The sequence below is a fragment of the Thermomonospora umbrina genome, assembly GCF_003386555.1.
Classification (GTDB): Bacteria; Actinomycetota; Actinomycetes; order Streptosporangiales; family Streptosporangiaceae; genus Thermomonospora; species Thermomonospora umbrina.
This window is the reverse complement of the sequence record NZ_QTTT01000001.1, coordinates 3,184,687-3,208,735: the sequence shown is the minus strand read 5'-3', so window position 1 is coordinate 3,208,735 and position 24,049 is coordinate 3,184,687. Positions and strand designations below refer to the sequence as shown.

At 72.2% G+C, this 24,049-nt stretch carries 23 protein-coding genes; 15 read left to right on the top strand and 8 right to left on the bottom strand.

The window, feature by feature from the left end:
- Nucleotides 1-92: 92 nt before the first annotated feature.
- Nucleotides 93-1,280 carry an ATP-binding protein gene (locus DFJ69_RS14335; protein ID WP_116022946.1) on the top strand — a complete coding sequence of 396 codons (1,188 nt, stop codon included), beginning with the start codon at nucleotides 93-95 and terminating at the stop codon, nucleotides 1,278-1,280.
- 159 nt (nucleotides 1,281-1,439) lie between these two features.
- On the opposite strand, the gene DFJ69_RS14330 is transcribed toward DFJ69_RS14335, so the two are convergent.
- Together DFJ69_RS14330 and DFJ69_RS14325 are read right to left on the bottom strand one after the other, a co-directional pair.
- Nucleotides 1,440-2,444, bottom strand: a complete 1,005-nt coding sequence (locus DFJ69_RS14330; RefSeq protein WP_116022945.1) for a MauE/DoxX family redox-associated membrane protein — start codon at nucleotides 2,442-2,444, stop codon at nucleotides 1,440-1,442.
- Entirely contained in the window at nucleotides 2,441-3,532 is a 1,092-nt protein-coding gene (locus tag DFJ69_RS14325; protein WP_245974368.1) for a hypothetical protein, read from the bottom strand. The genes DFJ69_RS14330 and DFJ69_RS14325 overlap by 4 nt, the downstream gene beginning before the upstream one ends.
- A gap of 289 nt (nucleotides 3,533-3,821) precedes the next feature.
- Here DFJ69_RS14325 and DFJ69_RS14320 point away from each other — a divergent pair, with 289 nt between their 5' ends.
- Both DFJ69_RS14320 and DFJ69_RS14315 read left to right on the top strand, forming a co-directional pair.
- Nucleotides 3,822-4,358, top strand: coding sequence for a SigE family RNA polymerase sigma factor (locus DFJ69_RS14320; protein WP_281275849.1), 537 nt, complete (start codon nucleotides 3,822-3,824; stop codon nucleotides 4,356-4,358).
- Nucleotides 4,359-4,909: 551 nt separating this feature from the next.
- Nucleotides 4,910-6,805: a sigma-70 family RNA polymerase sigma factor gene (locus DFJ69_RS14315; protein WP_116022943.1), complete on the top strand. Its 1,896-nt coding sequence runs from the start codon at nucleotides 4,910-4,912 to the stop codon at nucleotides 6,803-6,805.
- Between the two features lie 13 nt (nucleotides 6,806-6,818).
- On the opposite strand, the gene DFJ69_RS14310 is transcribed toward DFJ69_RS14315, so the two are convergent.
- Nucleotides 6,819-7,592: a MerR family transcriptional regulator gene (locus tag DFJ69_RS14310; protein WP_116022942.1), complete on the bottom strand. Its 774-nt coding sequence runs from the start codon at nucleotides 7,590-7,592 to the stop codon at nucleotides 6,819-6,821.
- Between the two features lie 94 nt (nucleotides 7,593-7,686).
- On the opposite strand from DFJ69_RS14310, the gene DFJ69_RS14305 reads away from it, so the two are divergent.
- Nucleotides 7,687-8,688 carry an adenylate/guanylate cyclase domain-containing protein gene (locus tag DFJ69_RS14305; RefSeq protein ID WP_116022941.1) on the top strand — a complete coding sequence of 334 codons (1,002 nt, stop codon included), beginning with the start codon at nucleotides 7,687-7,689 and terminating at the stop codon, nucleotides 8,686-8,688.
- 120 nt (nucleotides 8,689-8,808) lie between these two features.
- The gene (locus DFJ69_RS14300; protein ID WP_116022940.1) at nucleotides 8,809-9,615 is read left to right on the top strand and encodes an SDR family NAD(P)-dependent oxidoreductase; all 807 of its coding nucleotides are present in this window, start codon (nucleotides 8,809-8,811) and stop codon (nucleotides 9,613-9,615) included.
- A 12-nt stretch (nucleotides 9,616-9,627) separates the two neighbouring features.
- Here DFJ69_RS14300 and DFJ69_RS14295 read toward each other — a convergent pair whose 3' ends face one another.
- Nucleotides 9,628-9,807 carry a hypothetical protein gene (locus DFJ69_RS14295; protein WP_116022939.1) on the bottom strand — a complete coding sequence of 60 codons (180 nt, stop codon included), beginning with the start codon at nucleotides 9,805-9,807 and terminating at the stop codon, nucleotides 9,628-9,630.
- Between the two features lie 159 nt (nucleotides 9,808-9,966).
- On the opposite strand from DFJ69_RS14295, the gene qcrB reads away from it, so the two are divergent.
- The 4 genes from qcrB (at nucleotide 9,967) to DFJ69_RS14275 (ending at nucleotide 13,755) form a co-directional block, all read left to right on the top strand.
- On the top strand, nucleotides 9,967-11,616 hold the full coding sequence (gene qcrB, locus DFJ69_RS14290; protein WP_425453337.1) for a cytochrome bc1 complex cytochrome b subunit: 1,650 nt from the start codon (nucleotides 9,967-9,969) through the stop codon (nucleotides 11,614-11,616).
- Between the two features lie 99 nt (nucleotides 11,617-11,715).
- Nucleotides 11,716-12,162, top strand: coding sequence for a lamin tail domain-containing protein (locus DFJ69_RS14285; protein WP_116022938.1), 447 nt, complete (start codon nucleotides 11,716-11,718; stop codon nucleotides 12,160-12,162).
- A gap of 217 nt (nucleotides 12,163-12,379) precedes the next feature.
- Nucleotides 12,380-12,727, top strand: coding sequence for a hypothetical protein (locus DFJ69_RS14280; RefSeq protein ID WP_116022937.1), 348 nt, complete (start codon nucleotides 12,380-12,382; stop codon nucleotides 12,725-12,727).
- Between the two features lie 137 nt (nucleotides 12,728-12,864).
- Nucleotides 12,865-13,755 (top strand): prenyltransferase/squalene oxidase repeat-containing protein, encoded by an 891-nt coding sequence (locus DFJ69_RS14275; RefSeq protein WP_116022936.1) that lies wholly within the window; start codon nucleotides 12,865-12,867, stop codon nucleotides 13,753-13,755.
- Nucleotides 13,756-13,767: 12 nt separating this feature from the next.
- Here DFJ69_RS14275 and DFJ69_RS14270 read toward each other — a convergent pair whose 3' ends face one another.
- Entirely contained in the window at nucleotides 13,768-15,252 is a 1,485-nt protein-coding gene (locus tag DFJ69_RS14270) for a serine/threonine-protein kinase (protein WP_116022935.1), read from the bottom strand.
- 406 nt (nucleotides 15,253-15,658) lie between these two features.
- On the opposite strand from DFJ69_RS14270, the gene DFJ69_RS14265 reads away from it, so the two are divergent.
- The 4 genes from DFJ69_RS14265 to DFJ69_RS14250 all read left to right on the top strand — a co-directional run bounded on the left by DFJ69_RS14265 (nucleotide 15,659) and on the right by DFJ69_RS14250 (nucleotide 20,190).
- Nucleotides 15,659-16,702 (top strand): trypsin-like serine peptidase, encoded by a 1,044-nt coding sequence (locus tag DFJ69_RS14265; RefSeq protein ID WP_116022934.1) that lies wholly within the window; start codon nucleotides 15,659-15,661, stop codon nucleotides 16,700-16,702.
- A gap of 147 nt (nucleotides 16,703-16,849) precedes the next feature.
- Complete coding sequence (locus DFJ69_RS14260; RefSeq protein ID WP_116022933.1) at nucleotides 16,850-19,147, top strand: sensor histidine kinase; 2,298 nt, start codon at nucleotides 16,850-16,852, stop codon at nucleotides 19,145-19,147.
- A 22-nt stretch (nucleotides 19,148-19,169) separates the two neighbouring features.
- Nucleotides 19,170-19,619: a DUF742 domain-containing protein gene (locus DFJ69_RS14255; protein ID WP_116022932.1), complete on the top strand. Its 450-nt coding sequence runs from the start codon at nucleotides 19,170-19,172 to the stop codon at nucleotides 19,617-19,619.
- Nucleotides 19,600-20,190 carry a GTP-binding protein gene (locus DFJ69_RS14250; RefSeq protein WP_116022931.1) on the top strand — a complete coding sequence of 197 codons (591 nt, stop codon included), beginning with the start codon at nucleotides 19,600-19,602 and terminating at the stop codon, nucleotides 20,188-20,190. Before DFJ69_RS14255 ends, DFJ69_RS14250 begins: the two co-directional genes overlap by 20 nt.
- 8 nt (nucleotides 20,191-20,198) lie before the next feature.
- On the opposite strand, the gene DFJ69_RS14245 is transcribed toward DFJ69_RS14250, so the two are convergent.
- Together DFJ69_RS14245 and DFJ69_RS14240 are read right to left on the bottom strand one after the other, a co-directional pair.
- Complete coding sequence (locus DFJ69_RS14245) at nucleotides 20,199-21,413, bottom strand: glycosyltransferase family 4 protein (protein ID WP_116022930.1); 1,215 nt, start codon at nucleotides 21,411-21,413, stop codon at nucleotides 20,199-20,201.
- A gap of 148 nt (nucleotides 21,414-21,561) precedes the next feature.
- Nucleotides 21,562-21,999, bottom strand: a complete 438-nt coding sequence (locus DFJ69_RS14240) for a hemerythrin domain-containing protein (protein WP_245974743.1) — start codon at nucleotides 21,997-21,999, stop codon at nucleotides 21,562-21,564.
- A gap of 187 nt (nucleotides 22,000-22,186) precedes the next feature.
- On the opposite strand from DFJ69_RS14240, the gene DFJ69_RS14235 reads away from it, so the two are divergent.
- Nucleotides 22,187-22,639 carry a VOC family protein gene (locus DFJ69_RS14235; protein ID WP_116022929.1) on the top strand — a complete coding sequence of 151 codons (453 nt, stop codon included), beginning with the start codon at nucleotides 22,187-22,189 and terminating at the stop codon, nucleotides 22,637-22,639.
- Between the two features lie 104 nt (nucleotides 22,640-22,743).
- On the opposite strand, the gene DFJ69_RS14230 is transcribed toward DFJ69_RS14235, so the two are convergent.
- The gene (locus tag DFJ69_RS14230; protein ID WP_116022928.1) at nucleotides 22,744-23,520 is read right to left on the bottom strand and encodes an NAD(P)-dependent oxidoreductase; all 777 of its coding nucleotides are present in this window, start codon (nucleotides 23,518-23,520) and stop codon (nucleotides 22,744-22,746) included.
- A 113-nt stretch (nucleotides 23,521-23,633) separates the two neighbouring features.
- Between DFJ69_RS14230 and DFJ69_RS14225 the strand changes: the two genes are divergently transcribed.
- Nucleotides 23,634-24,020 carry a winged helix-turn-helix transcriptional regulator gene (locus DFJ69_RS14225; protein ID WP_116022927.1) on the top strand — a complete coding sequence of 129 codons (387 nt, stop codon included), beginning with the start codon at nucleotides 23,634-23,636 and terminating at the stop codon, nucleotides 24,018-24,020.
- Nucleotides 24,021-24,049 lie beyond the last annotated feature (29 nt).

Genomic DNA, 24,049 nt, shown 5'->3' with positions numbered 1-24,049 from the left:
GCTGTCGGAGCGCCCGGCGGCCTGCGACACGCCGTGCGGTTTTCTACGGAAATCTACGGCCGCAGCTATATGAGCTCATACAGTCCGAGAGCGTGGACCCCGTGCGGAACCCCTACGCGCCGGGCGCCGGTCAGCGCCCGCCGGAGCTGGCCGGGCGCGATCGTGAGCTCCAGCAGTTCGAGGTGGTGCTGGAGCGGGTGGCCCGTGGGCGGCCCGAGCGCAGCATGATCATCACCGGGCTGCGCGGGGTCGGCAAGACCGTGCTGCTCAACACGTTCCGGTCGATGGCGATCCAGCGGCTGTGGGGCACCGGCAAGATCGAGGCCCGGCCGGATCAGTCGATCCGCCGACCGGTGGCCGCCGCCCTGCACATGGCGATCCGGGAGCTGGCGCCCCGGCACCGCGCGCCGGAGCGCATCGAGTACTTCCTCGGCGTGCTCAAGGCGTTCGCCCAGGCGGGGCCCGAGCCGGGGCCCAAGGCGCGGGCCCACCGCTGGCAGCCGGGCATCGACGTGCCGGCCCAACGCGGCCGGGCCGACTCCGGCGACCTGGAGATCGACCTGACCGAGCTGTTCGTCGACGCCGCGGCGGTCGCCACCGACCTGTCGGTCGGCATCGGGCTGTTCGTGGACGAGATGCAGGACATCCCCGCCGACGACGTGTCCGCCCTGTGCGCCGCCTGCCACGAGCTGTCGCAGATCGGCGGCCCGCTGATCGTGGTCGGCGCCGGGCTGCCCCACCTGCCGGCCGTCCTGTCGGCGAGCAAGTCCTACTCCGAGCGGCTCTTCCGGTACGCCCGCATCGACCGACTCGATCGCGCCTCCGCCGACGTGGCTCTGCTGGCCCCCGCCGAGCGCGAGGAGGTCACCTTCACGCCCGAGGCGCTCGACGCCCTGTACGAGGCGGCCGACGGCTACCCCTACTTCGTCCAGGCGTACGCCAAGGTGGCCTGGGACATCGCGCCGAGCAGCCCCATCGGCGTCGACGACATCAAGGTGGCCGCGCCCGAGGCGGAGAGCGAGTTGGCCGTGGGCTTCTTCGGCAGCCGGTACGAGCGCGCCACCCCCGCCGAGCGCGACTACATGCGGGCGATGGCGATGCTCGGCGACGACCCGGTGCCGACCGCGACGGTGGCCGACGAACTGGGCCGCAAGCCGTCCAGCCTGTCCCCGGCCCGTGACGGCCTGATCAAGAAGGGGCTGATCTACAGCGCCGAACGGGGCCTGGTGGCCTTCACCGTCCCGCATTTCGGCAAGTTCCTGCGCGCCCAACCCGCCTGACCGACCGTCGTCCACACGCTCCCGCGGTCAGCGAAATCTAGACCTTTCTAGGAAGCGCTCTAGACACCCCTAGATTTGCCGATGCCCGCGCTCGATCGCCTCGTCTACACCAATCTAGATCCCTCGCTAGAGACCCCTAGAAACCGGGAGACGACTCCGTCAACCCGCCATGACGTACCGCGGGTGGGGCCCGGTGTCCTCCGCGTCGTCCTCGGACACCGGCGCAGAGAGGAAACGCGGTGCGCCGGCGACATCCTCCGCGACGGACGCGGAGAGCACGCCGACGTCCTCAGGGACGGGGGCGGAGAGCAGGGGCGGGGTGGCGGTGACGTCGGCGGGGACGGGGGCGGACAGGAAGCGGGCCTCGGCGGGGACGATGGCGACGCGGACCTCGCGGTCGCGGTCGTGGGTGGAGACGGCGAAGACGACCTCGATCTCCCGACCGTCGCGGCGGGCCGGGTACGCCAGGAAGCGCCAGCAGCCCTCACGCCACACGTCGAGGGGCTCGCGGCTCGCCAGCAGATCGCAGTGCTCGTCCCACTGGGGGCTGTCCCACAGGGTGGCGTGCGACTCCGCCAGAGGGCTCCGGCGTCGTTCACAGGGGATCGCGGGGCGCTGGGCGCGGCGCAGGAGGGCGACCGGCTCGGGCGACAGGGCGGCCAGCAGGCTCAGCTCGGCGCCGAACAGCAGCCAGACCTGCCAGGACCCGCCCTGCGCGGCCTGGACGCCGGAGTTGGCCCCGCCGAGCGTGCCGACGGCGACCGCGGTGAGCAGCGCCGTACGGAAGACGGAGCGACGGCCCACCTGCTCGTGGAACAGCCCGCCCAGACAGCCGCAGCCCACGTCCGGCGTGCGCTCGCGCAGCTCCGCGACGACCCACGTGGCCGCCGCGAGCAGCAACATGGCCGCCGTGCGCACCGCAGTGTGCGCGGTGACCAGCAGGCCGATGCCCAGCATCGTCTCCGCCAGCCCCAGCGTCACCCCCACGGGGCGGCTGTGCCGGAGCCGCAGCGCCCACCCCGGCTCGGGCTCGGGGATCGGCACGCCGTGGATCTCCGCGGGCCGTACGGGTTCCGGCTCGGGGAACAGCAGCTTGGCGATCCCGGCGAAGGCCAGCACCGTGGCCAGCAACAGCACCTGGACGTCGTTGACCAGGTTCATCATGGTCTGCCCTCCATCGAGGGGTGCGCGGCGGCGGTGGCGGCGAGGTCGAGGGTGACGTTGAAACAGGCCGCGTCGAGGTCGCCGCCGAGCTCGACGAAGCTCAGGGGTGTCAGCTCGACGATGCGTCCGCGCGGCGAGGTGCCGCACTCCACGCAGCGGTCGCAGTAGCGGGCGGCGACGCACCCGCACTCCACGATCGGCACCAGCGCCGTACGGTCGGCGCACTGGTTGTGGACGACGAGCGCGCTGCCGCACGAGAGGTACGGCAACGGCGCGCACCCTTCCGGCGCGTCCACGCACCCCCCGGCGTGCCCTTCGGGATCGACGGCCGGATAGGCGGCCCCCCGGAGGTCGCCGCCCGGCCTCCAACGCGTTCGGGCCGGCCCCGACGCCGCGGCCCCCGGAGGCGACTCGGCTTCGGGGGGGTCCCAGGAGGGCGGCGTCAGGTCGCCGAACCAGGTGGCCGTGCCCGCCGGCGCGCCGGACTCCTCCGGGGCCGGCGCGGCCGCCGGCGGCAGGGAGGCGACGCGGTCGGCCGGATGGGAGGGCTGTGAGGTGCCGGGCCGGACGGCGTGCAGCCCGCCGGGCCTCTGGACGCAGATGACGTCGAACAGGTAACCGGGCTCCATCCGCGGATGGCGGACGAGGATCCGGCCCAGCGTGTTGGGCGGGATGACGACCTCGGCGCGTCCGCGGTGCGGGCCCCCGTCCACGTGGACGACCTTCTGGGTGCAGGAGTCGATCGTGCCGGTGACGCGGACGATGTCGACCCAGACCCGTTCGGCGACCGCGGAGTCGGCGGCGCGGCGGACGAGCGCGCGGCGGCCGGGGACCAGCGCGGGAAGCCCGGCCCGGCCGCCGTGCCAGATCGAGGTGCCCGGGGTCATCGGGACGCGCGCCGGCTCGGCGTCCCCGGTGTCCAGGACGAGCACGTGCGGGCTGGCGTCCACGATCGTTCCGCAGACGGCGCGGACGGGGCCGGCCGAGGCGGGCGGGGGCGCGGCGATCGGACCCAGAACGGCCCGGCTGCGCAGCCTTCGGCGGGCTCCGTCGCGGTAGGGCATCGGCGCTCCCGAATCGACGATCATGCGCGGCACGAGCTGGGACGGCTGGACAAGGTTCACCCCTGGGGGCCTGCCTGTCGACGGATTTGTCGGATTGGGTCAGACGACAGGTTGAGGTTCTCAGGAATCGGGTGGAGGATTCACCTCCAGGTTGACCCGAATATGCCGTTTTTGATGGTCCGAAATTACGATCTCCATGCGAGGGTCGGACACACATGGACCGGATCGCCTCCCCGGTGACCCCGCCCATGGCCGGGGTCACCGAGGGAACGGCGTGACCGTGGCTCGCACAATCCCCTGGGTCGGTGATCAGGTGAACAGAGCCCATCACGAGGAGTTCCGGGAGTACGTCTCGACCCGGGGCGCCATGCTGCTGCGGGCCGCGATGCAGCTCACCGGCGACCGCACCGAGGCCGAGGACCTCCTCCAGGCGGCGCTCGCCAAGACCTACCTCGCCTGGGACCGGATCAACGACCGCTCGGCCATGGACGGCTATGTGCGGCGCGCCATGGTCAACACGCAGATCTCCTGGTGGCGGCGTCGCAAGCTGGAGATCTACCCCACCGACGTGCTGCCCGACCAGCCGGTGGACGACCACACCCGGCGCAGCGAGCTCCACGACGCGCTCGGCCGCGCCCTCGACCGGCTCCCCAGGCGGCAGCGGGAGGCGGTCATGCTGCGCTACTACGAGGACATGCCCGAGGCCGAGATCGCCGAGGTCCTCGGTGTCAGCGTCGGCACGGTCAAGAGCACGGTCTCCCGCGCCGTCGCCAAGCTCCGCGACGACACCGAACTGGAGCACGACTTCGCCGCCGAGGAGCCCGTGGACGCCCCCGCCCGGCCCTCCTGAGGTCCCGGCCGCCCCTCGGGCCCCATCTATCTCAAGGGTTATAGGACCCTTACCCCGCCAACCCTCGGTCCTCCCCGGCCCCCGCGGCGCGGCGCTCACCTCGGCGGAGCGGCGGAGGCATCCCGGGCATATCCGGAGAGTGACCGCCGCCGCCGGGCCCGGCGCACCCGACGCACCCCGGCCGGAGCACCCGCCGGCCGCCGCGACGCCGTCGGAACGACCGCCGGCGGGCCGCCGAATCTCCTGGCAGAACGCGTGGCTCCGCGACGGTTGCCCGAAGAGTGGGCATTCCTGGAGAACCCTCCGGAGACGTCCCTGGACCGGTCCCGGACGGGAACACTCCGTCAGCGGCTCGCCGAGCGAGGGCTGGAGATCGTTCGCGTGGACTGCTCCAGAGGTCCGCGATCATCGCCGTACGGGCCGCGACGACGCCGCCACGGAACGGGACCCTTACAAGGGATCTTGTGGTGTCTCCTCCCGAACTGGTGTAAGCAAGTGGACCCGTACTGTTGTCGCGGCCCCCGCAGGGGAGCCACCGCGGGAGTGAACTCATGCCAAGGTGGCCGACTCGTTCGCCTGACACCGACCGCCGCTTCGTCGACGGCCTGAACCAGGGCGGCGGAAAGGCGCTTGGCGCGCTGTACGATGCCTACGCCGAGTCCCTGTACGACTACTGTCTGTCGATGGTCGCCGACGGCAAGGCCGCCGCCGACATCGTCCACGACACGTTCATCGACGCCCACCGCCGGGCGGCCCGGATGCGCGACCGCCGGCAGTTGCGCGCCTGGCTGTACGCCGGCGCCCGCCGCCGCTGTCTGCAGCGGGGCCGCGCCCGGGGCCTGTCGTGGAACTGGGCGAGCGGCTCCGCCTGGCTGGACGAGGTGCTGGCCGCCGACTCCGGGGTCTCCCCCGGAGAGCTCCGCGAGCTGGTCGAGTCGGCGCTGGGCCGGCTGGACTTCGCCGACCAGGAGCTGCTGCTGCTCACGCTGCGGCACGGGCTGTCCGCCGCCGAGATCGCCGCCGTCGTGGGGCAGCCCGCGCGCCGCACCGCCGGGCTGGTGGCGCAGGCCGAGGCCAACGCGGAGACGGCCATCACGTCGGAGCTGGGCGCCATGTCCCAGCGCTGTCTGGCGGGGCGCGCCCTCATCCGGGCCCTGCATCCCTCCGAGGCCCCCCTCGAACTGGCCGACCGCACGGCGGCGCTGGCGGCCGAGCCCCGCGTCGTGGACCCCGCCGACGCCGAGACCGGCGAGGCCGGCGAGTCCCTCGCGGCGCTACCGACGGACGTCCGCGTCGCGCCGGTGCCCGGTGGCCGCCGGGTCGAACGCGCGCCGGCCGTCCGCGAGAGCGTTCTGGTGGGCGCGGGAGGCGTTCGAACGGGCGGGTCGGGCGGGTCGGGGGATGAGCCCCGCACCCCGCACCGACGGGCCGGGCGGCAAGGCCCCGGCGGGCCCCAGGGCCCCAGACGCCGACCGGGGCCCGGACGAAGAGGAAACGCGACCGCAGGGCCCCGTCGAGGCCGCCGGAGGGCCCCAGGGGCGTTGCACGACGGCGCGGACCCCGCCCTGGCCCTGCACCTCGACGACTGCGAGGACTGCGGGCGGCGGGATCGGGTGACGGCCGTCGCGCTGCTGGAGCTGGCGCCGGTGCCGGTGCTGCCGGCCGCGCTGCGGCCCCGGGTGGTGCACACCGCCACGGACTCCGAACTGTCCGGCCACCGGGCCGACATCGCGGCGCGCGGCGGCAACCTGACCCCGGAGGGGATGCCCCGCCAGCCCGACGTGCCGTCCCCCTACACGCGGCGCTGGCTGTTCCTGGGCGGAGGGGCGGCCGGGGCACTGCTGACCGCGATCGCCGCGATCATGCTGATGAGCCCGATGAGCTCCGACCTGAGGTTCCCGTTCGATCCCCGTCCTCAGCCGTCCATCGGGGACGTCCGGCAGGAGACGTCCGACCGGCGCAACGGCGGCCCGGAGGCGCTGGCCCCGTCGGGGAGCGGCGCGGGCGCGGGAGGCGGCGGCTCACAGCGGCCGGCTCCGCCGGACCCGTTCCAACGAGGCGGCCCGGATGGCCCGCAGGGCCCGGGGAGGCCCCTGCCGGTGCCGCCGCCGAACCGCCCCGGCGACCCCTCGGACCCGCCGACGCCGCCGCCCCCCGCCGGTCGACTGGCGGTCGGGGAGACCAAGCTGGTCCTCGACCGGGACGGCGAGACGATCACGCTCACGGCCGTGCAGGGCCAGGTCGGCTGGACGGCGGCGTCCGACAACGAGCGGGTCGTGCTCTCCGCCGAGACCGGGACGATCAAGGCCGGCGAGAGCATCGAGCTGCGGGTGGTGATGAAGCGGGGGTTGGTCACGCTGCCCGGCGGCGCCAAGATCACGATCACCGATCAGCAGGGTGTCCGTCAGGAGGTCACGGTGACCTGGAACCTCGGCCTCCTGGGCTGACCCGGGCCGGGCCTCAGCGGGACCCGGTCTCCTCGGCGGGTTGCGCCAGGTGCTCGGCGATCAGCTCCAGCCGCGCGCCCAGCGACTCCTGGACGCGGACCTCCATGGCGCGGGCGATGAACGGGTCGACGACCATCCGCACCAGCGGCCGCATCCGGCGGACGACGGCGGCGAGCTGCGGGATCTCCTCGCCGTCGGGCGGGTCCGGGCCGAGTCGGTCGAAGACGTGCTCGTTCACCAGGTTCACGAAGCGCCCGGCGATCACGTCGCAGTCGATGCGGATCTGCTCGGCGATCTCCAGGACGGCGTCCAGCGGGATGCCCGCGGCGACCAGCTCCGCGCCGACGTGCAGCAGGCGCGGGCTCGGCACCCGGAAGCCGTCGCCGTCCGGCTCGATCAGGCCGATCTCCACGGCGCGGTTCACGAACCGCCGGACCTCGGGCTCGTCCAACCCTTGGCCGAACGTGGCGATCAGCTCCTCGACGCTGGCGTGCCCGGGGATCTCGTCCGACCAGGGGTCGGTGAGGACCTTCTCCAGGCCGAGGACCTCGCTGACGTCCTTGCCCTGCTCCCACGCGCCCAGCAGTTCCTTGATGATGGCGAACGTGTAGCCCCGGGACAGCAGGTTGCCGATCACCCGCAGCCGGGCCAGATGGTTGTCGTCGTAGAAGCCCACCCGGCCCTCGAGCCGGGGCGGGGGCAACAGACCGCGATCTTGATAGGCCCGGATGTTGCGCACCGTGGTGCCGGCCGCGTGGGCCAACTCGTCGATTCGGTGGTCGGCCATACCGGTGATTCGCCCTTTCCCTTGACCGCTCCGATCTTACGCTCGATGATTGTGCCATCAAACCATGGCACAGTCATCGGCGAAGGGTTTCATCATGACAGCAGCGCGGCTGGACGTGCAGAAGATCGAGGAGGCCCTGCTGGGCGGCCCGCTGCGGTACACCAGCGCCGAGATCGAGGAGCTGTCCGGCATCCCGCTCGACCTCGGGGTGCGGATCTGGCGGGCGCTCGGCTTCCCCACGCCCGAGGACGACCATGTGGCCTTCACCGACCAGGACATGACCGCGCTCCGCGAGATCGGCGAACTGCTGGAGAGCGATCTGGTCGACGAGGACATGGTGCTGCAACTGTCGCGCGCCGTCGGCCAGACGATGGGCCGGCTGGCGAGCTGGCTCGGCGGGGCCTGGCTGCGCCGGCTGGGCGAGGACCTCCCGCCGGACGAGCCCATCACCGAGGACCTGGTCGCGCTCGCCCTGTCGGCCACCGAGGAGCTGCGGCCCCGCTTCGAGAGCCTGCTGCTGCACGGCTGGCGCCGCCAGCTCGCCGCCGCCGGCCTGCGGTCGGTGAACGCCACCGCCGCCTCCACCGCCGACCCCACCAGCGGTGTCGCCCTGATGGCCGCCGGGTTCGCCGACGTGGTCTCGTTCACCCGGCTGAGCCGCCGGATGGACGGCGACGAGCTGGCCGAGTTCGTCGAGCGCTTCGAGACCACCGCCTCCGAGGTGATCGCCGACCTGGGCGGCCAACTCGTCAAGACGCTGGGCGACGAGGTCTTCTTCGTCGCCGACGACCCCCGCATCGCCGCCGAGATCGCGCTTCAGCTCGCCGGGCGGTGCGAGTCCGACCCGGACTTCCCCCAGGTCCGCGCCGGCCTCGCGTACGGGGAGCTGATCCTGCGACTCGGCGACTACTTCGGCACCCCCGTCAACCTCGCGGCCCGGCTGACCTCCATCGCGTACCCGGGCACCGTCCTCGTGGACCGCGAGTTGGCGGCCGTGCTCGACGGCGAGGGCTACGACATCTCCGGCCTGCGGCCCCGCCCCCTCCAGGGCCTCGGCCGGGTCCGTCCCCGCGTCCTGCGCCGCCCCACCCGCTGAACGAGGTCCGATTCCCGCTGCTCATACAGGTCCGATCTCCGCCGGAGGAAGGGTGTCGCCGCTGGTTAGCGTGGTGATCGGTCGCCCCGGACAGGGGCTCTGAGAAACGGGGAGACAACCATGGACATGCAGCTCTCGGGTCGGGTCGCCGTGGTCACCGGCGCTTCCAAGGGCATCGGTCTGGCGGTGGTCCGCACGCTGCTCGACGAGGGGGTCCGGGTCGTCGCGACCTCCCGCAAGCCGACCCCCGACCTCGACGCGCTCGCCGGCCCGAACCTGCGCCACGTGCCGGTCGACCTGATGGACCCGGACGCGCCCGCCCAGATCATCGCCACCGCGGTGGCCGAGTTCGGCGCGCTGGACATCCTGGTCAACAACGCCGGCGGCCCGCCGCCCGGCGTGACGCTGCCGCGCACCTCGTTCCTGGACGCCGGCGACGAGGAGTGGCGGGACGTGTTCGAGTTCAACCTGTTCTCGGTGGTCCGCACGATCCGCGCCGCGCTGCCGCACCTGATCGAACGGGGCGGCGGCTCGATCGTCAACATCTCGTCCGTCAACGCCCGGCAGCCTTCGTCGATGAACGTCGACTACGGGGCGGCCAAGGCGGCCCTCACCAACATGGCCAAGGTCGTGGCGGTGGAGTTCGGGTCTCAGGGCGTCCGCGTCAACACCGTCTCCCCCGGGCCGGTCCGCACGGCCTGGTGGACCGACGAGGGCGGCGTCGCCGACATCATCGCCGAGCGCGCCGGCAGCGACCGCGACACGGTGATGGACAGCCTGGTGCCGGAGATGATGGGCCTGGTCACCGGTCGGCTCGTCGACCCGCAGGAGGTCGCCGACGCGGTGGTCCTGCTGGCCTCGCCCCGTTCGGCCGGCACCACGGGCGCCGATCTCGCGGTCGACGGCGGGTACCTCAAGGCCGTCTGACCCGAGGCGCGTTCACTCGAAGTCGTCGGGGTTGAACTCCTCCGGACGGTGGCTGGTGTTGCCCGTCATGCCCCGGCCCCCTTCCGAGGGGACCGGCGGAACGGGCTCGTCGTCGGCGGCGTCGTGGGCCGCGCCCGCGACGGCCTCCGGCGGCTTCGGGACGGGCTGTTCGGTTCCGGAAGGCGTGGTCATGGCTGCCTCCATGGAAAGTGCCTGGGAACGGCCCCTACCCGGGGCGGGGGCCCCGAACCCCCTCCCGATTGATCGAAGCTCTGGCAACGGTCACTGAAAGTGGTGTTGACGACACGGAGCGTCGGGTACGGGTCGCCGCGTATTCCCAGGTCAGGAGGGATGAGCGTGACCACTCCGCGGCGACCGGGGCGGACCCCGCGAGCGCTCGGCGCGACCGGGCGGGCCATCGACGACCGGTTCGGGGGCGCGAAGTTCGGCGCCAAGGCCATCAAGAAGGCGTTCCCCGACCACTGGAGCTTCCTGCTCGGCGAGATCGCGCTGTACTCGTTCGTCATCATCCTGCTGACCGGCGTGTTCCTGACCCTGTTCTTCAAGCCCAGCGCCACCCAGATGATCTACGAGGGCTCGTACGCCAAGCTGCGCGGCGTGCAGATGTCGGAGGCGTACGCGTCCACCCTGCACATCTCGTTCGACATCCGGGGCGGGCTGCTGGTGCGGCAGATCCACCACTGGGCCACCGTGCTGTTCCTGGCGGCGATCCTCATCCACATGCTGCGGAACTTCTTCACCGGCGCGTTCCGCAAGCCCCGTGAGCTGAACTGGCTGATCGGGGTGACGCTGTTCATCCTGGTGCTGCTGAACGGGCTGTTCGGCTACTCGCTGCCGGACGACCTGCTGTCGGGCACCGGGCTGCGCATCCTGGAGGGCGTGCTGCTGGGACTGCCGCTGGTGGGGTCGTACGCGACGATGTTCCTGTTCGGCGGCGAGTTCCCCGGCGAGGAGATCATCCCCCGGCTGTTCAGCATTCACGTGCTGTTGATCCCGGGCATCCTGGCCGCGCTGATCCCGCTGCACGCGGTGGTGCTGACCTGGCACCAGACGCACACCCAGTTCCCGGGGCGGGGCAGCAGCAACGAGACCCAGAAGGGGTATCCGTTCTTCCCCGTGTTCGTCGGCAAGACGGTGGCGTACCAGCTCTGGACGTTCGCGGTGATCATCCTGCTCGCCACGTTCGCGCAGGTGAACCCCGTGTGGCTGTACGGGCCGTACGATCCGGGGGCCATCAGCGCCGGCTCGCAGCCCGACTGGTACATGGGCTTCCTGGAGGGCTCGCTGCGGTTGATGCCCAACTGGGAGTTCAACCTGTGGGGCTACACGTTCCCGATGAACGTGCTCATCCCGGCGTTGGTGGTGCCGGGGGTGCTGTTCACGGGCCTGGCCGTGTACCCGTTCCTCGAACGCTGGGTCACCGGCGACCACGCCACGCACCACCTGCTCGACCGGCCGCGCGACGTGCCGGTGCGCACGGGCATCGGCGTCGCCGGGATGGTCTTCTACGGGCTGCTCTGGATCGCCGGCGCGAACGACATCATCGCCCACACGTTCCACATCCCGCTGTTCGCCACCACCTGGTTCTTCCGGATCGCCATCTTCGTGGGCCCGGTCATCGGCTTCATCGTCGCCCAACGGATGTGCCTCGGCCTGCAACGACGCGACCGGTTCCTGCTGGAGCACGGGCTGGAGACCGGCGTCATCATGCTGGCGCCCGACGGCAGGTACAGCGAGCTCGAGGTGCACCTGTCGAAGGAGGCCGCCGCGCCCCTCACCGACGAGCGCCTTCCCACCGCCCTCCCCTTGGGCCGCCCCGACCGCGAGGGCATCGCCCCGCCGGAGGCCCGGGGCCGCATGAGCCGGGTCCGCCTCGGCCTCAACCGCTGGTTCATCCGCGATCTGCGCGAGCCCGTCTCCCCGCATGGCGACGGCGAGTCGCGGCATCACGAAGAACAGACCCCGTCCCTGGAGAAGTAGCGTCGGGCATCGGTTTACCGCGTGGGCTGGCCTTATGCGGACATGTCCTACTAACGAGTCACCCGTTCACGTTGTGGGGAAATCCCTAGGGTTCACCGCATGCGTACCCGACTCATCTCCACGGCGGTCGCGGCCGGTGCCGCAGCCGCCGTCGTCCTCGCCCCCACCGCCGCCGAGGCCGCCGGCGCCATCCAGATCTACCGGGTCTACTACGACTCGCCGGGCAAGGACACCGGCTCCAACAGCAGCCTGAACGCCGAGTGGGTGCAGATCAAGAACAAGGGCTCCAAGGCCCGGCAGCTCAAGAACTGGCGGCTCCGCGACAAGAACGGCTTCGTCTACACCTTCGGAACCTTCACCCTGAGGGCCGGCGCGACGGTCACGGTCCGCACCGGCAAGGGCTCCAACACCTCCAAGACCCGCTACTGGGGCCGGTCCTGGTACGTGTGGAACAACACCGGCGACACCGCCTACCTGCGGTTCCCGAACGGCAGCCTCGCGGACTCGTGCTCGTGGGGCAGCAAGGGCGACTGGAAGTACTGCTGACCCCGAAAAACCGTGCTCGACATCCCCACCGCGGTCGTACACGGCGGTGGGGATGTCGCGTTTCGGTGCCATGAAGGGCCGAACGGTGGGTCCGGTGAGTAATCGGCATATGAGTGATGTGCCAAGAAACCCTTGATCTGGCCTATCCGCCGAGTAGTCGACCGATTACAGGGGCATGTGTGGATTACACCCATGTATCCCAACGGGGGGTTCACTCATGGATCGCAAGATACGCATCGCCGTCGCCTCGGCGGCCACCGCCGTACTGTTCGGCGGGCTCGGGGTCGGCACCACGGCGAGCGCGACGACGACCACCGACTCCGAGGTCTCCGCCTCGCAGAACAGGATCTGCCGGTACTCGGTGTCCTCCAGGAAGAAGATCCCGGTGCGGGTCGGGCCGGGCAAGAAGTACAAGGCCTTCGCCTACATCTCGCCCAGGCGCACGAGGCCGCTCTTCGGTACGTGCACGATCCCGGGCAAGGGCAAGAGGCACTGGGTGAAACTCGTCCAGGATCCCAAGTTCAAGGGTGGTTATGTATGGCGTAACCACCTCGACCGGATCTGACGCCGGGCCGACGACGAGGACCGGTGTGCCGCCCCGGTGCGGCACACCGTGTCCGTTTCCTACAAGACGCCCCGATGCGCGGCGGTGGACGCTGTGAACGGCGAATCGCCGTACGCGAACCCACGGGGGAAGAACTCATGAGAATCGACCTCGCCGCCGCCGACGCCTTCATGGCCACCCACGCGCGGGTGCTGGACCGCCGTCGCCACGAACTGCTCATGGGCCGCGCCGGCCCCGACGCCGTCCTGGCCGCCCTCGACGCTTACCGCAATCCGGACGGGGGCTATGGGTGGGGCCTGGAGCCCGACCTCCGCTCCCCGGAGAGCCAGACCGGTGCGGCGCTGCACGCCTTCGAGGTGCTGGAGGAGATCGCCCCGGCGACCGCGTCGCAGGCCCTGGCGCTGTGCGACTGGCTGGAGTCGGTGACGCTGCCCGACGGGGGTCTCCCGTTCGCGCTGCCGCTGACCACCACGGCGGGCTCCGGGCCCTGGTGGCAGGGCGCGGACCCGACGGCCTCGTCGTTGCAGATCACCTCGGTGAGCGCGGCGGCGGCGCTCCGCGTCGCCGTCCACGACCCGGCGGTCGCCGCCCATCCCTGGCTCACCCTGGCCATCGACCACTGCCTGACCGCGATCGAGGCGCTCGACGAGGCCCCGTTCGCGTATGTGCTGGCGTTCGCGGTGCGCTTCCTGGACGCCGTCCACGATCTGCGGCCCGAGGTGGCCGAGATGCTGCTGCGGCGGCTCGGCGAGTACATCCCCGCCGACGGCCGCGTCCACGTCGAGGGCGGCACCGAGGAGGAGGCGCTGCACCCGCTGGACTTCGCGCCCCGGCCCGGTCGTCCCGCGCGGGAGCTGTTCGGGCCGGAGGTGATCTCCGCCGACCTCGACCGGTTGGAGGCGCTGCAGCAGGGCGACGGGGGCTGGACGGTGGATTACCTCAAGATCTCTCCGGCGGGCTCGCTCGACTGGCGCGGGTACGCGAGCGTCCAGGCCCTCGACGTGCTGCGCCGCAACGGCCGGATCTGATCCTCCCGGCTGTCAGCTCCGGGTCGCGCGCCAGGTGACCGTGATCTTCTGGGCGATGCGCAGGATCAGGGTGAAGGCGGTGACCCGGCCGTCGACGACCGTGAACGACCGGAGCTCCAGGCTCGGGCCGAGGTCGTTGGCCGAACGATACGAGCCGTCGTCTCGACGCCGCAGGGGAACGTCGTGCTTGACGCGCTCCTTGGGCAGCAGGACGGTCCAGCCGCGAACGACGAGGTCGCACGTCGGACCGGTGCAGCCGGCCTTCGGAGTGACCGTGATCGCGTTCTCCTCCCTGGCGAAGTAGCCGGCGATCTTGAACAGCGGGTCGGCCGCGTTGGCGGTGGTGGCGGGCGGGTCGATCGTCCCCTTGGGCATCCCGTAGCTCCCGGCGAGCCCAGAGCCGGGTGAAGCACCTCCCGTGGGGTCCCCGGTGGGCTGAGCCCGTACGGTCTGCTCCCTGGCGGCCGGGGACTCGCGGTCGACGATGGCGTAGGCGACCGCGACGGTGGCGATCGCCGCCACCGCCACGCCGGCCGCGACCGCCTTGACGACCACGGCCTTCGTGCCCGTGCCCTTGGCCCCCTGCGCCGCCGTCCGTACGGCCGGCGCGAAACCGCCCCCCTGGGTGAGCCCGGCGGCGGTCAGGGGGAACAACGAGGCCAGGCCGGACGCCGCCAGTGCCAGGGCGCGCAGGCCCCGGTCCTCCCATTCGGGCCCGTACGCGGCGGCGGCGGTCTCCTCCAGCTCGGCGGCGAAGCCCGCGGCGTCCGCAGGACGGTCGCCGACGTCCTTGGCCATGCCCCGGGCGACGAGGCCGCGCAACGGCTCGGGCACCTGCTCCACCGGGACGTCGGCGGTCAGGTGACCCGCCATGATCGCCTCCCGGCGGTCGCGGGGGTACGGCCGCCGGCCGGAGACGCACTCGAAGAACACGCAGGTCGCGGCGTAGACATCGGTGGCCGGGACGGCCGGCTCGCCGTTCCACTGCTCGGGGGCCATGTAGTGCGCCGTGCCCGCCCGGGAACCCCGCCCGGCGGGGGCGGCGATGCCGAAGTCGATGAGCTTGCTCAGCCCATCGGCCCGGACGACCACGTTGGCGGGCTTGTAGTCGCGGTGGACCACCCCGACCTCGTGCGCGGCGGCCAGACCCAGCAGCGAGCCCTTGAGGACCAGGAGCGCGGCCTCGGGTTCGAGCACCTCGTACCGGGCCAGGATCGCCTTGAGCGGCACCCCGTCCACGGCCTCCATCACGATCGCGGTGCCGTGGTCGCCCTTGACCAGCCGGTAGAGCCTGGCGACGTGCGGGTCCTGGACCCGACCGAGCATGGTCGCCTCGCGCTCCAGGGCCTCACGTCCGGTGGTCCCGGCCTCGGCGTTGAGGTACTTGATCGCGACCGGGGTGCGGGAGTCGGCGTGCAGGGCCAGCACCACCCTGCCCTGGCCGCCCCGACCGAGCTCGCGCACCTCGACGAATCCCGTGACGTTCCAAGGGTCCACGTGTCCTCCCGGCGGCGACGGCGTCCGTTCTGCTCAGATACTCATCTGTTTCAGCGGGTTCGGGGCCCGTTCGTTACGCACGCGGCCCAGGGAGTCATATCGGTCGGCCCCCATCGACCCCACCGAGGGAAATGTCGCAATAATCGCCCTTGTACCGGTGCCGTTCCGCGAGACGGAACGGTGAATAACAGAGGATCGATATTTCGTCAATGACAGAGCGTTGATACGCCTCGGTCACGCTTCCCGCACCCTCGATGAGCTGGGATGATATGGCAAATTGCGCTTTAACACAGCATTGACAATAAGTCTGGCCGAGACCGGACAACGCTCTGGCGGATCGCCCCATTCCGCGCCGAAGCTGTGCTTTGTGTTCGGCTCCTCACAGAGAGGCAACGGGATGCGACGAATGCAGAATTCCCTTCCGCGCGTTTTCCTCGGCGGCCTGGCCGCCGCGGTGGTGGGCGCCACCGCCCTGGCCGGTGCGGCCACGGCGGCCCAGGCCGCCCCGACGGCCCAGGCCCCGCGGCCCGGGGCGATCGAGGCGGTGCAGGCGCCCGTCAGCACCGACGTCCGCAGCTCCATGACCGAACGGTCCCTATCCGCCGACCAGGCCATCAAGGCGTACTGGACCCCTGAACGGATGCGCAACGCGATCCCGGTGAAGGCGCCCCGCCGCACCACGGGCGCGCCGTCCACCGCCCCCGAGGGCACCCCGAACGAGGCGCCCCCGGCGGCCCCCGCCGTCAGCGCCGCCGACCGCGTCAAGCGGTCACCGGCGCGCGGGACCGTCGCCGGGAGCGACGACGACGTCTCGGCCAGCACCGCGGTGGGCAAGGTGTTCTTCCGCAACGCCGTGGACGGCCGCAACTACGTGTGCTCCGCCGGAACGGTCAACAGCAACTCCAAGCGGCTGGTCAGCACCGCGGGCCACTGCGTGCACGGCGGCGCGGGCGGGGCGTGGCACCAGAACTGGGTGGTCGCGCCCTACTACGGCCACGGCGACCGCGGCACCTGGAGCGCCCGCAACCTGGTCAGCTTCACCGGCTGGACCCAGAACAGCAACTTCGACTACGACGTGGGCTTCGTGAAGGTCCACGACCTCAACGGGCAGCAGATCGTCAACGCCGTCGGCGGCCACGGGCTGCAGACCGGCCAGTCCAAGTCCCGCTTCATGACGATCCTCGGCTACCCCGCCGAGGCTCCGTACCCGGGGACGCACCAGTACTACTGCCAGGGGACGACCTCCCCGTCCGGCAACCGCATCTCGATGCCCTGCCCGCTCACCCGCGGCGTGAGCGGCGGCCCCTGGCTGTACGGGTACGACAACTCCTCGGGGCTGGGCTACATCAACGGCACCAGCAGCACGACCAACGCCGGCCGGACCACCCTCTGGAGCCCGTACTTCAGCGGTGACGTCTGGAACCTCTACAACTACGCCGACGGACTGTAGGAGCCCCGGCCCGTACGACCTCGGCACCCGCCGTGCCCGTGGCCCCATGGCCGCGGGCACGGCTCTTTCGACGTCTCCGTGACCCGCCTGACATGTGTCGGTATTCCACGGAGGCGACCGATTCGCCGTTGCTACTGTGCTCCGGTGATGCCGCGCCGACTCCGTCAGTGGAGCCTGAGATCCAAGATCACCGCGATGCTGGTGTCGTTGGCGCTGCTGTGGGCGTGCGCGGCCTGGATGCCCACCCGGGACGCGCTGAACCTGCTGAACGTGGCCCGGCTGGACGACCGGGTGGCCCGCCCCGCGACCGAGCTCGTCACGGCGCTGCAGGACGAGCGCAAGCTGTCGCTGGTCGGCCTCGCCGACCGGGGCAGGGCCGCCGAGCTGGCCCGGCTGCGCCTGCGTTCCGATCGGGCCGTCGCGCATTTCCGCACGTCGGCCACCGGGATATGGGGCACCGGGGACGAGTTGCGTCGCCATGTCGACGACGTCGTCCGACGCCTCGACACCCTCCCCACCGGCCGTCGCGCCATCGACCGGGGCCTGGTGAGCCGGTCCGCGGCCGCCCGGCCGTTCGACCGGGTCATCGACGCGGCCTTCACCGTCGTGCGGTCCAACGCGAGCGGTGTCGACGAGCAGGGCATCGCCCGTGACGGGCACGCCCTGGTGTCGCTGCGGCGGGCCCGGGAGGTGATGGCGCGCGAGGACGCCCTGCTGAGCGGGGCGCTGACCGCGGGCAGGTTCGGCACCGGCGAGTACGCCCAGTTCGTCGGGCTCGTGCACACCCAGCGTCACCTGCGCGCCGAGATGGTCGCCACGCTGCCGCCGGGTGTCCGGGCCGCCTACGACCGTCTGGTCCGCGGGCCCGAGTTCGCCCGGCTGTCCGCCCTGGAGGACCACGTCACCCTGCGGAGCCGGGGCGGCACCCGGCTGCTCGTGACGGCGGCGCAGTGGGACCAGGCGACCGAGCCCGTCCTGGCGCGGCTGGAGGAGATGGTCCGCGCCGGCGGCGACGAGATCGTCGAGCGGGCGGCGCCCACGGCGGCGGGTGTGCTCCTGCGGCTGGCGCTCGCCGGCGGGCTCGGCCTCGTCGCGCTGGTCGCCTCGCTGGTGTCCGTCAGCACGCTGCGCACGCTGGTCCGGCAGTTGGAGAGGCTGCGCACCGCCGCGACGGAGCTGGCCACCGAACGGCTCCCCAGGGTGGTGGAGCGCATCGGACGCGGCGAGAAGGTCGACATCTCGGCCGAGGCGCCCGCGCTGCGGTTCGGCGACGACGAGATCGGCCGGGTGGGCAAGGCGTTCAACCTCGCCCAGGAGACCGCCGTCAAGGCCGCCGTCCTGCAGGCCGAGCTGCGGGCCGGGTTCCGTCAGGTGCTGGTGTCGCGGGCGCGCCGCACCCAGTCGCTGGTGCTCCAGATGCTCAAGCACATCGACGAGATGGAACGCCGCGAGGACCTCACCGAGACCGAGATGGAGGCCCTCTACCGCATCGACCATCTGGCCGCCCGGATGCGCCGGTACTCCGAGAACCTCATCCAGCTCTCCGGCGAGTCGCCGTCGCGTCGGTTCCGGCGTCCGGTCCCGATGATCGACGTGGTCCGGGGCGCGATGAGCGAGATCGAGGGCTACCAGCGGGTCGCCCTCAACACGCTCGACATGACCGGCCCCCGCCTGGCCGGGCGCGCCTACCTGGACGTCGTCCGGGTGCTGGCCGAGCTGATGGAGAACGGGCTGCGCTTCTCCAACTCCGACGTCACCGTCGGGGGGCAGTCGGTCGCCAACGGCTACGCGATCGAGATCGTCGACCGGGGCCTGGGCATGTCCGAGGACCAGATCGCCGCCGCCAACGAACGGCTCAGGGAACGACCGGCGTTCGACCTGGTGCCCGGCGACCAGCTCGGGTTCTTCATCGTGGGCATGCACGCGAGCAGGCACGCCATGGCGGTGTCGCTCCAACGCTCCCCGTACGGGGGGATCTCCGCCGTGGTGCTCCTCCCGCACGACATCCTGGTCGACGACGACGTCGTGATCACCACCGACGGGGTGCCCGCCGTCCAAGGCGTCCACGTCGGCGACACCGGCGGGAACGTGGCGCTGCTGACCCGCCCCGCCGGGCCCGTTCCCGCGCGGCCGGACGCCGCTGCGGACGTTCCGCAGCGGGTGAACGGGACGCCGCCGGAACACCCGGCGGAGAGCGTCGAGGAGACTCCGGGCGGGCTGCCCATCCGGCAGCCGCAGGAGCACCTGGCGCCGCAGTTGCGCACCGACCCACCGGCCCCGGCGGACGACGAACGGCCGCTGGACGTGCGGAGCCCCGAGGAGATCCGCCGCATCGTCGGCAGCTACCAGCGGGGCACCCGACGCGGCCGCGCCGACGCCCAGAAGAACCGCCCCGAAGACCCCGAGCCCTCCCAGCCCTTCGAGGGCGACGAGGGGCCCGGCTGACCTCTCCGCGAAGGAACCTCACATGCCCCTCGACGGCGACCCGCCGCGCCCGCCCGGCAACGATGCCGGGCCGCTGGTCCGCCCGTACGTGGTCACCGGCGGCCGGGCCGCCGCCCCCCGAGGACGTCTGGACGCCGCCGCGCAGGTGGTCTCCACGGGCGTCGACGCGCAGGGCGGCGACGATCGGCGCGCGCTGGGGCCCGAGCATCGGGAGATCCTGCGGCTCTGCCGGGAGCCGCGGTCCGTCGCCGAGATCGCCGCCGCGTTCGGCCGCTCGGTCCTGCCGGCGGAGCGGCGGCCGTTCCACGACGGGACCGACGGCGACGGGCACGGGCTGCCGCTCGGGGTGATCCGCGTCCTGCTCGGCGACCTGCTGGACGAGGGCCGGGTCACCGTCGAGCAGCCGACCGATCCCAAGGTCGCCGATCTGAACCTCTACCGGGAGATCCTCGTTGGCCTCCGCGCCCTCTGACCCGCCGCCCGCCCGCAGGCTGCCCACCGCGATCAAGATCGTCATCGCCGGGGGCTTCGGCGCGGGCAAGACCACCCTCGTCGGCGCCGTCTCGGAGACCCCGCCGCTGCGCACCGAGGAGTCGCTCACCGACCGCGGCCTCGGCGTCGACGACACGGCCGGCGTCGAGGGCAAGGACGCCACCACCGTCGCGCTGGACTTCGGCCGCATCAGCATCACCCCGGAGCTGGTGCTGTACCTGTTCGGCACGCCGGGGCAGGAGCGGTTCTGGTTCATGTGGGACGAGCTGTCCCTGGGGGCGCTCGGCGCGGTCGTCCTCGCCGACACCCGGCGGCTGGCCGACTGCTTCCCCGCGATCGACTACTTCGAACGGCGCGGCACCCCGTTCATCGTGGCCGTCAACTGTTTCGAGGGCGCCCGCCGGTACGACCTGGACGAGGTGCATCTGGCGCTCAACGTCGGCCCGGCCATCCCGATCGTCCTGTGCGACGCCCGCGACCGCGAATCCGGCCGCGACGTCCTCATCACGCTGGTCGAGCACGCCCAACGGTCCCGCCTCGCGAGCCGCTGAGCCCGGGCTCAGCCGGACGACCGGCCGGCCCGCAGAGCGGTGGGGCGCGGGAGCGCGCTCTCGGGCAGGACCGAGCCGTAGACGTCGAGGACGCGGTGGACCAGCCGATCCCACATGACGTCCTGCGCCGACCGCCTGGCCTCGTCGGCCAGGGCCTCGCCCAGGCCCGGCTTGACGAGCAGCCGCCGCAGGGTGTCCGCCAGCCGCGCGGGCGAGCCGGACGGCACCAGCAGCCCGTTGTGACCGTGCCGGATGAGGTGGGGAACGCCGCCGACCTGGGTGGCCACCACCGGGACGCGGCAGTACATCGCCTCCAGCAGCACCGAGCCGAGTTCTTCGTAACGCGAGGGCAGCACGAGCACGTCCATCTCCCGCAACAGGGCCGGGACGGTCTCGTGCGGCACGAACCCGAGGAAACTGACCCGACCGGCCACGCCGAGCCGCGCCGCGAGCGCCTCCAGCCGTGCGCGCTCCGGGCCGTCCCCCACGATGACGAGTCGTCCCCCGGACGCCCCGAGCAGCGCGAAGGCCCGCAGCAGGGTGTCGACGCCCTTCTGGGCGCGCAGCCTCCCCACGAACGCGACCCGGGGCCGCCCCACGTCGGCCAAGGCGGCCCGCCCGCTCACCGACGCCTGCCGCCGGAACCCCACCCCGACACCCGGCGGGATGACATGGACGTTGTCGCCCGGCACGAGGGGCTTGAGCCGTTCGGTGAGGACGATGACCGCGTCCGCCTTCTTCAGCCCGTGGTGCTGCAACGCCGCGCCGAACGTCTTGAGCAGCACCGAACGGGGTTCGACGATCCGCAGGGTGTGCCGCAGGCTGCAGTGGACCGTCACCACGAGCGGGGCCCGCGCCCGCGCGGCGACCCGTACCGCCAACGGCACCATGGCCAGGTCCTCACCCAGATGGGCGTGCACCAGGTCGACGCCCTGCGCCAACTCCGGCAGCCGCCACCACACGGGGACCGCGTAGAGCTGCCGGCACACCGATAAAGGAAGCCCGTACCGCTGCACCACCGCGTGCCTCCCGAACCGCGCCCGCGCGGGAGCGGTCGGCGGTCGGGTCGTCACCACCGTCTGCCGGACCCCGCGCTGATCGAGGGCCCGGGTGAGGTGCGCCGTGTGGCTCTGCATCCCGCCGATCGGGTCGAAGCGCACGCCGTGACCGATCAGCGCAGTGGCCGGCGCCTCGAACACCGAGCACAGCCGCAGAACATGCATGGTGACCTCACCACGGTAAAGAGGTAAAGGAACGGCACAGCGGACGGATCGCACGTCCACGGGACATCGGGCCGCCGACACCAGGTCCCGATGCCGTGCTCTCTTCCATGCCCGGCCCGACTTGAAACCCTCCGGCCCCGGGCGGGGATCACCCGATGCGGAGGAAGTCGGGGCGGGTGCGGTCCCAGCCCGGCACCTTCAGCCCGTTCAGGGCCGCGACGATGCGCTTCTCCTCGTACACGAAGTGGGTCTCCATGAGGGCGGCGAGGCTGTCCAGCTCGGTGCGCACCTCGGTGGCGTCGGCCTTCTCGTCCAGGTCGTCGAGGAGGGCCTGCAGACGGCGGAGGGAGTCCTCCACCAGCACGTGGTCGCGGCGCAGCTCGTCCAGGACGGGGCGCAGCCCGGGGAACTGCTCCGCCAACGCGGGGAACGCGCCGCCGTCCTCGCCGGTGTGGTGGCGCTGGAGGGCGGAGCAGAAGGCCAGGCAGTGGGTCCGCAGGTCGCGGGGGCGGCGCGGCCCGCCGTCGAGGTGGGTGTCGACGTCCTCGCGGAGCGCGGCCAGCTCCTCGCGGAGCCGGAGATGCACCTCGATCAACTGGTTGCCGAACGCGGTCAGACGTCCGGCGGGTTCCTCCCGGTCGTTCAGGGTCGTTCCTCCTCGGAGCCGCGGCGGCGGTGGGCGCGCACCTTGTGGCGGTTTTCGCAGTGTTCCATGGGGCACCGATGGCGGCGACGTTTGCGGGCGACCTCGTGTAACTACTATAACTGGTTACATGGCTGTGAACTGGAAACTCGTCATCGATGCCCGGAACGCGCCCGTCATCGCCGACTTCTGGGCCGCCGCGCTCGAGTACGAGGTGGAGGACCCGGGCGCGCTCATCGAACGTCTGCTCGCGGCGGGCCACCTCGACGCGGACGCCGTGACCGAGCACGGCGGCCGACGGCTCTTCCGCGGCCTCGCGGCGATCCGGCACCCCGACGACCCGTTCGACCCGGTCAGCGGCATCGGCCACGGCCGCCGGCTGCTGTTCCAAGAGGTGCCCGAGGGCAAGACGGTCAAGAACCGCCTGCACATCGACGTCCACGGCGAACCCGGAGGGCTCGACGCCCTGGTCGCCCGACTGGAGGGGCTGGGTGCCACCCGGGTCCGCGAGGTGGACAAGGGCCCGGCGGGCCACTGGTGGCTCATGCGGGACCCGGAGGGCAACGAGTTCTGCGCCGCCTGAACCGACGCGCGCTCCGACGCGCGCTCCGACGGGACGAGATCGACGTGGCCTTCCCGGGGCTCCTCGGCGCGGTGCCGGCCGTACGGGAGTGAGCGTTTCCGGGGTCACGCCTCGCGGACGCTGACGGCCGCTCGGCGGTGGCGAGGCTGCTCGATCTCGTCGAGCAGCGCGATGGCGAAGTCCGCGTAGGTGATCCGACTCGTCGGGTCTCCGTGCTCGGCGATCCGGTACCCGCCGACGCGCCCTCCGTCGTGGTCGAAGTCGCCCGCCGGGGCCACGTACGTCCAGTCGAGGTCGCCGCTCCGCAGGACGTCGAGGCCCGCCGCGTGGCCCAGGTAGAAGGCGCGGTACTCGTTCGGGTAGCCGGGCTCGTCCATCAGCGGAACGCCGGACGCGCCGGGCAGGACCGAGGAGAGGCCGACCACCACGAGGCGACGCACACCCGCCTTCGCCAACCCCGTGACCAGAACGCGGGACGACGTGGTGAAGAACGCCTCCGGTGGTGTCGCCAGGTCGGCGGCGGCGCTGATCGCCGCATCCCGCCCGGCGACCGCGTGCTCGACGGCCGCCGGGTCCGTGACGTCGCCCGCCACCACCCGCACCTCGCCCCATCCGCTCGCGCCCGTCGCGTCGGTCGCGTCGGTCGCGTCGGTCGGGCCCGTCGCGCCCGTCGCGCCCGTCGCGACGGTCGAGCCCGTCGAGCCCGTCGAGCCGGTCGGGCCGGTCGCGCCGGTCGCGCCCATCGGGCCCGTCGCGTCGGCCAGGTCGCCGTGGGCCGCCGGGTCGCGCACCACGGCGGTGACCCGGTGGCCGCGCCGCCGCGCCTCGGCGACCGCCCGTCGTCCGGCCCTGCCGCCCGCGCCGAAGACCGTGATGTTCATGCGGAACCGCCCTCTCACCAGGGCCGGAGCCCTGACGCCCGGCCGGTTCCGGGACGCTATCGAGGGCCGTGGTTACCGCCGGGATACCGCAGGGACACCGCTATCGTGAGGCCATGAGGGAACCCCTGCCCGCCGACATGTTCGACGAGCTGTGCCCGTCCTCGCTCAACCCGATCCGGTTCGGCGACAAGTGGGCGGCGCTCATCCTCCGCTGCCTCGAACACGGCCCCCGCCGGTTCTCCGAGCTGCGCGTGCCGCTGAGCCGCGTCACCCCCAAGGTCCTCACCGGGTCGCTGCGCTCCCTCGAACGGGACGGCCTCGTCGGACGCACCGTCTATGCCGAGGCCACCCCGCACGTCGAGTACGCGCTGACCCCGCTGGGCCGCAGCATGCTCGCGCCGATGGCGGTCGCCTGTGCCTGGGTGGAGGAGCACTGGGACGAGTTGCTCGACGCCCGCGAGTCGTACGACGACGCGGGCCGCCTCGACCGCACCGGATAGCCCCGGGGGCCGCGCCCCTGTTGCGACCC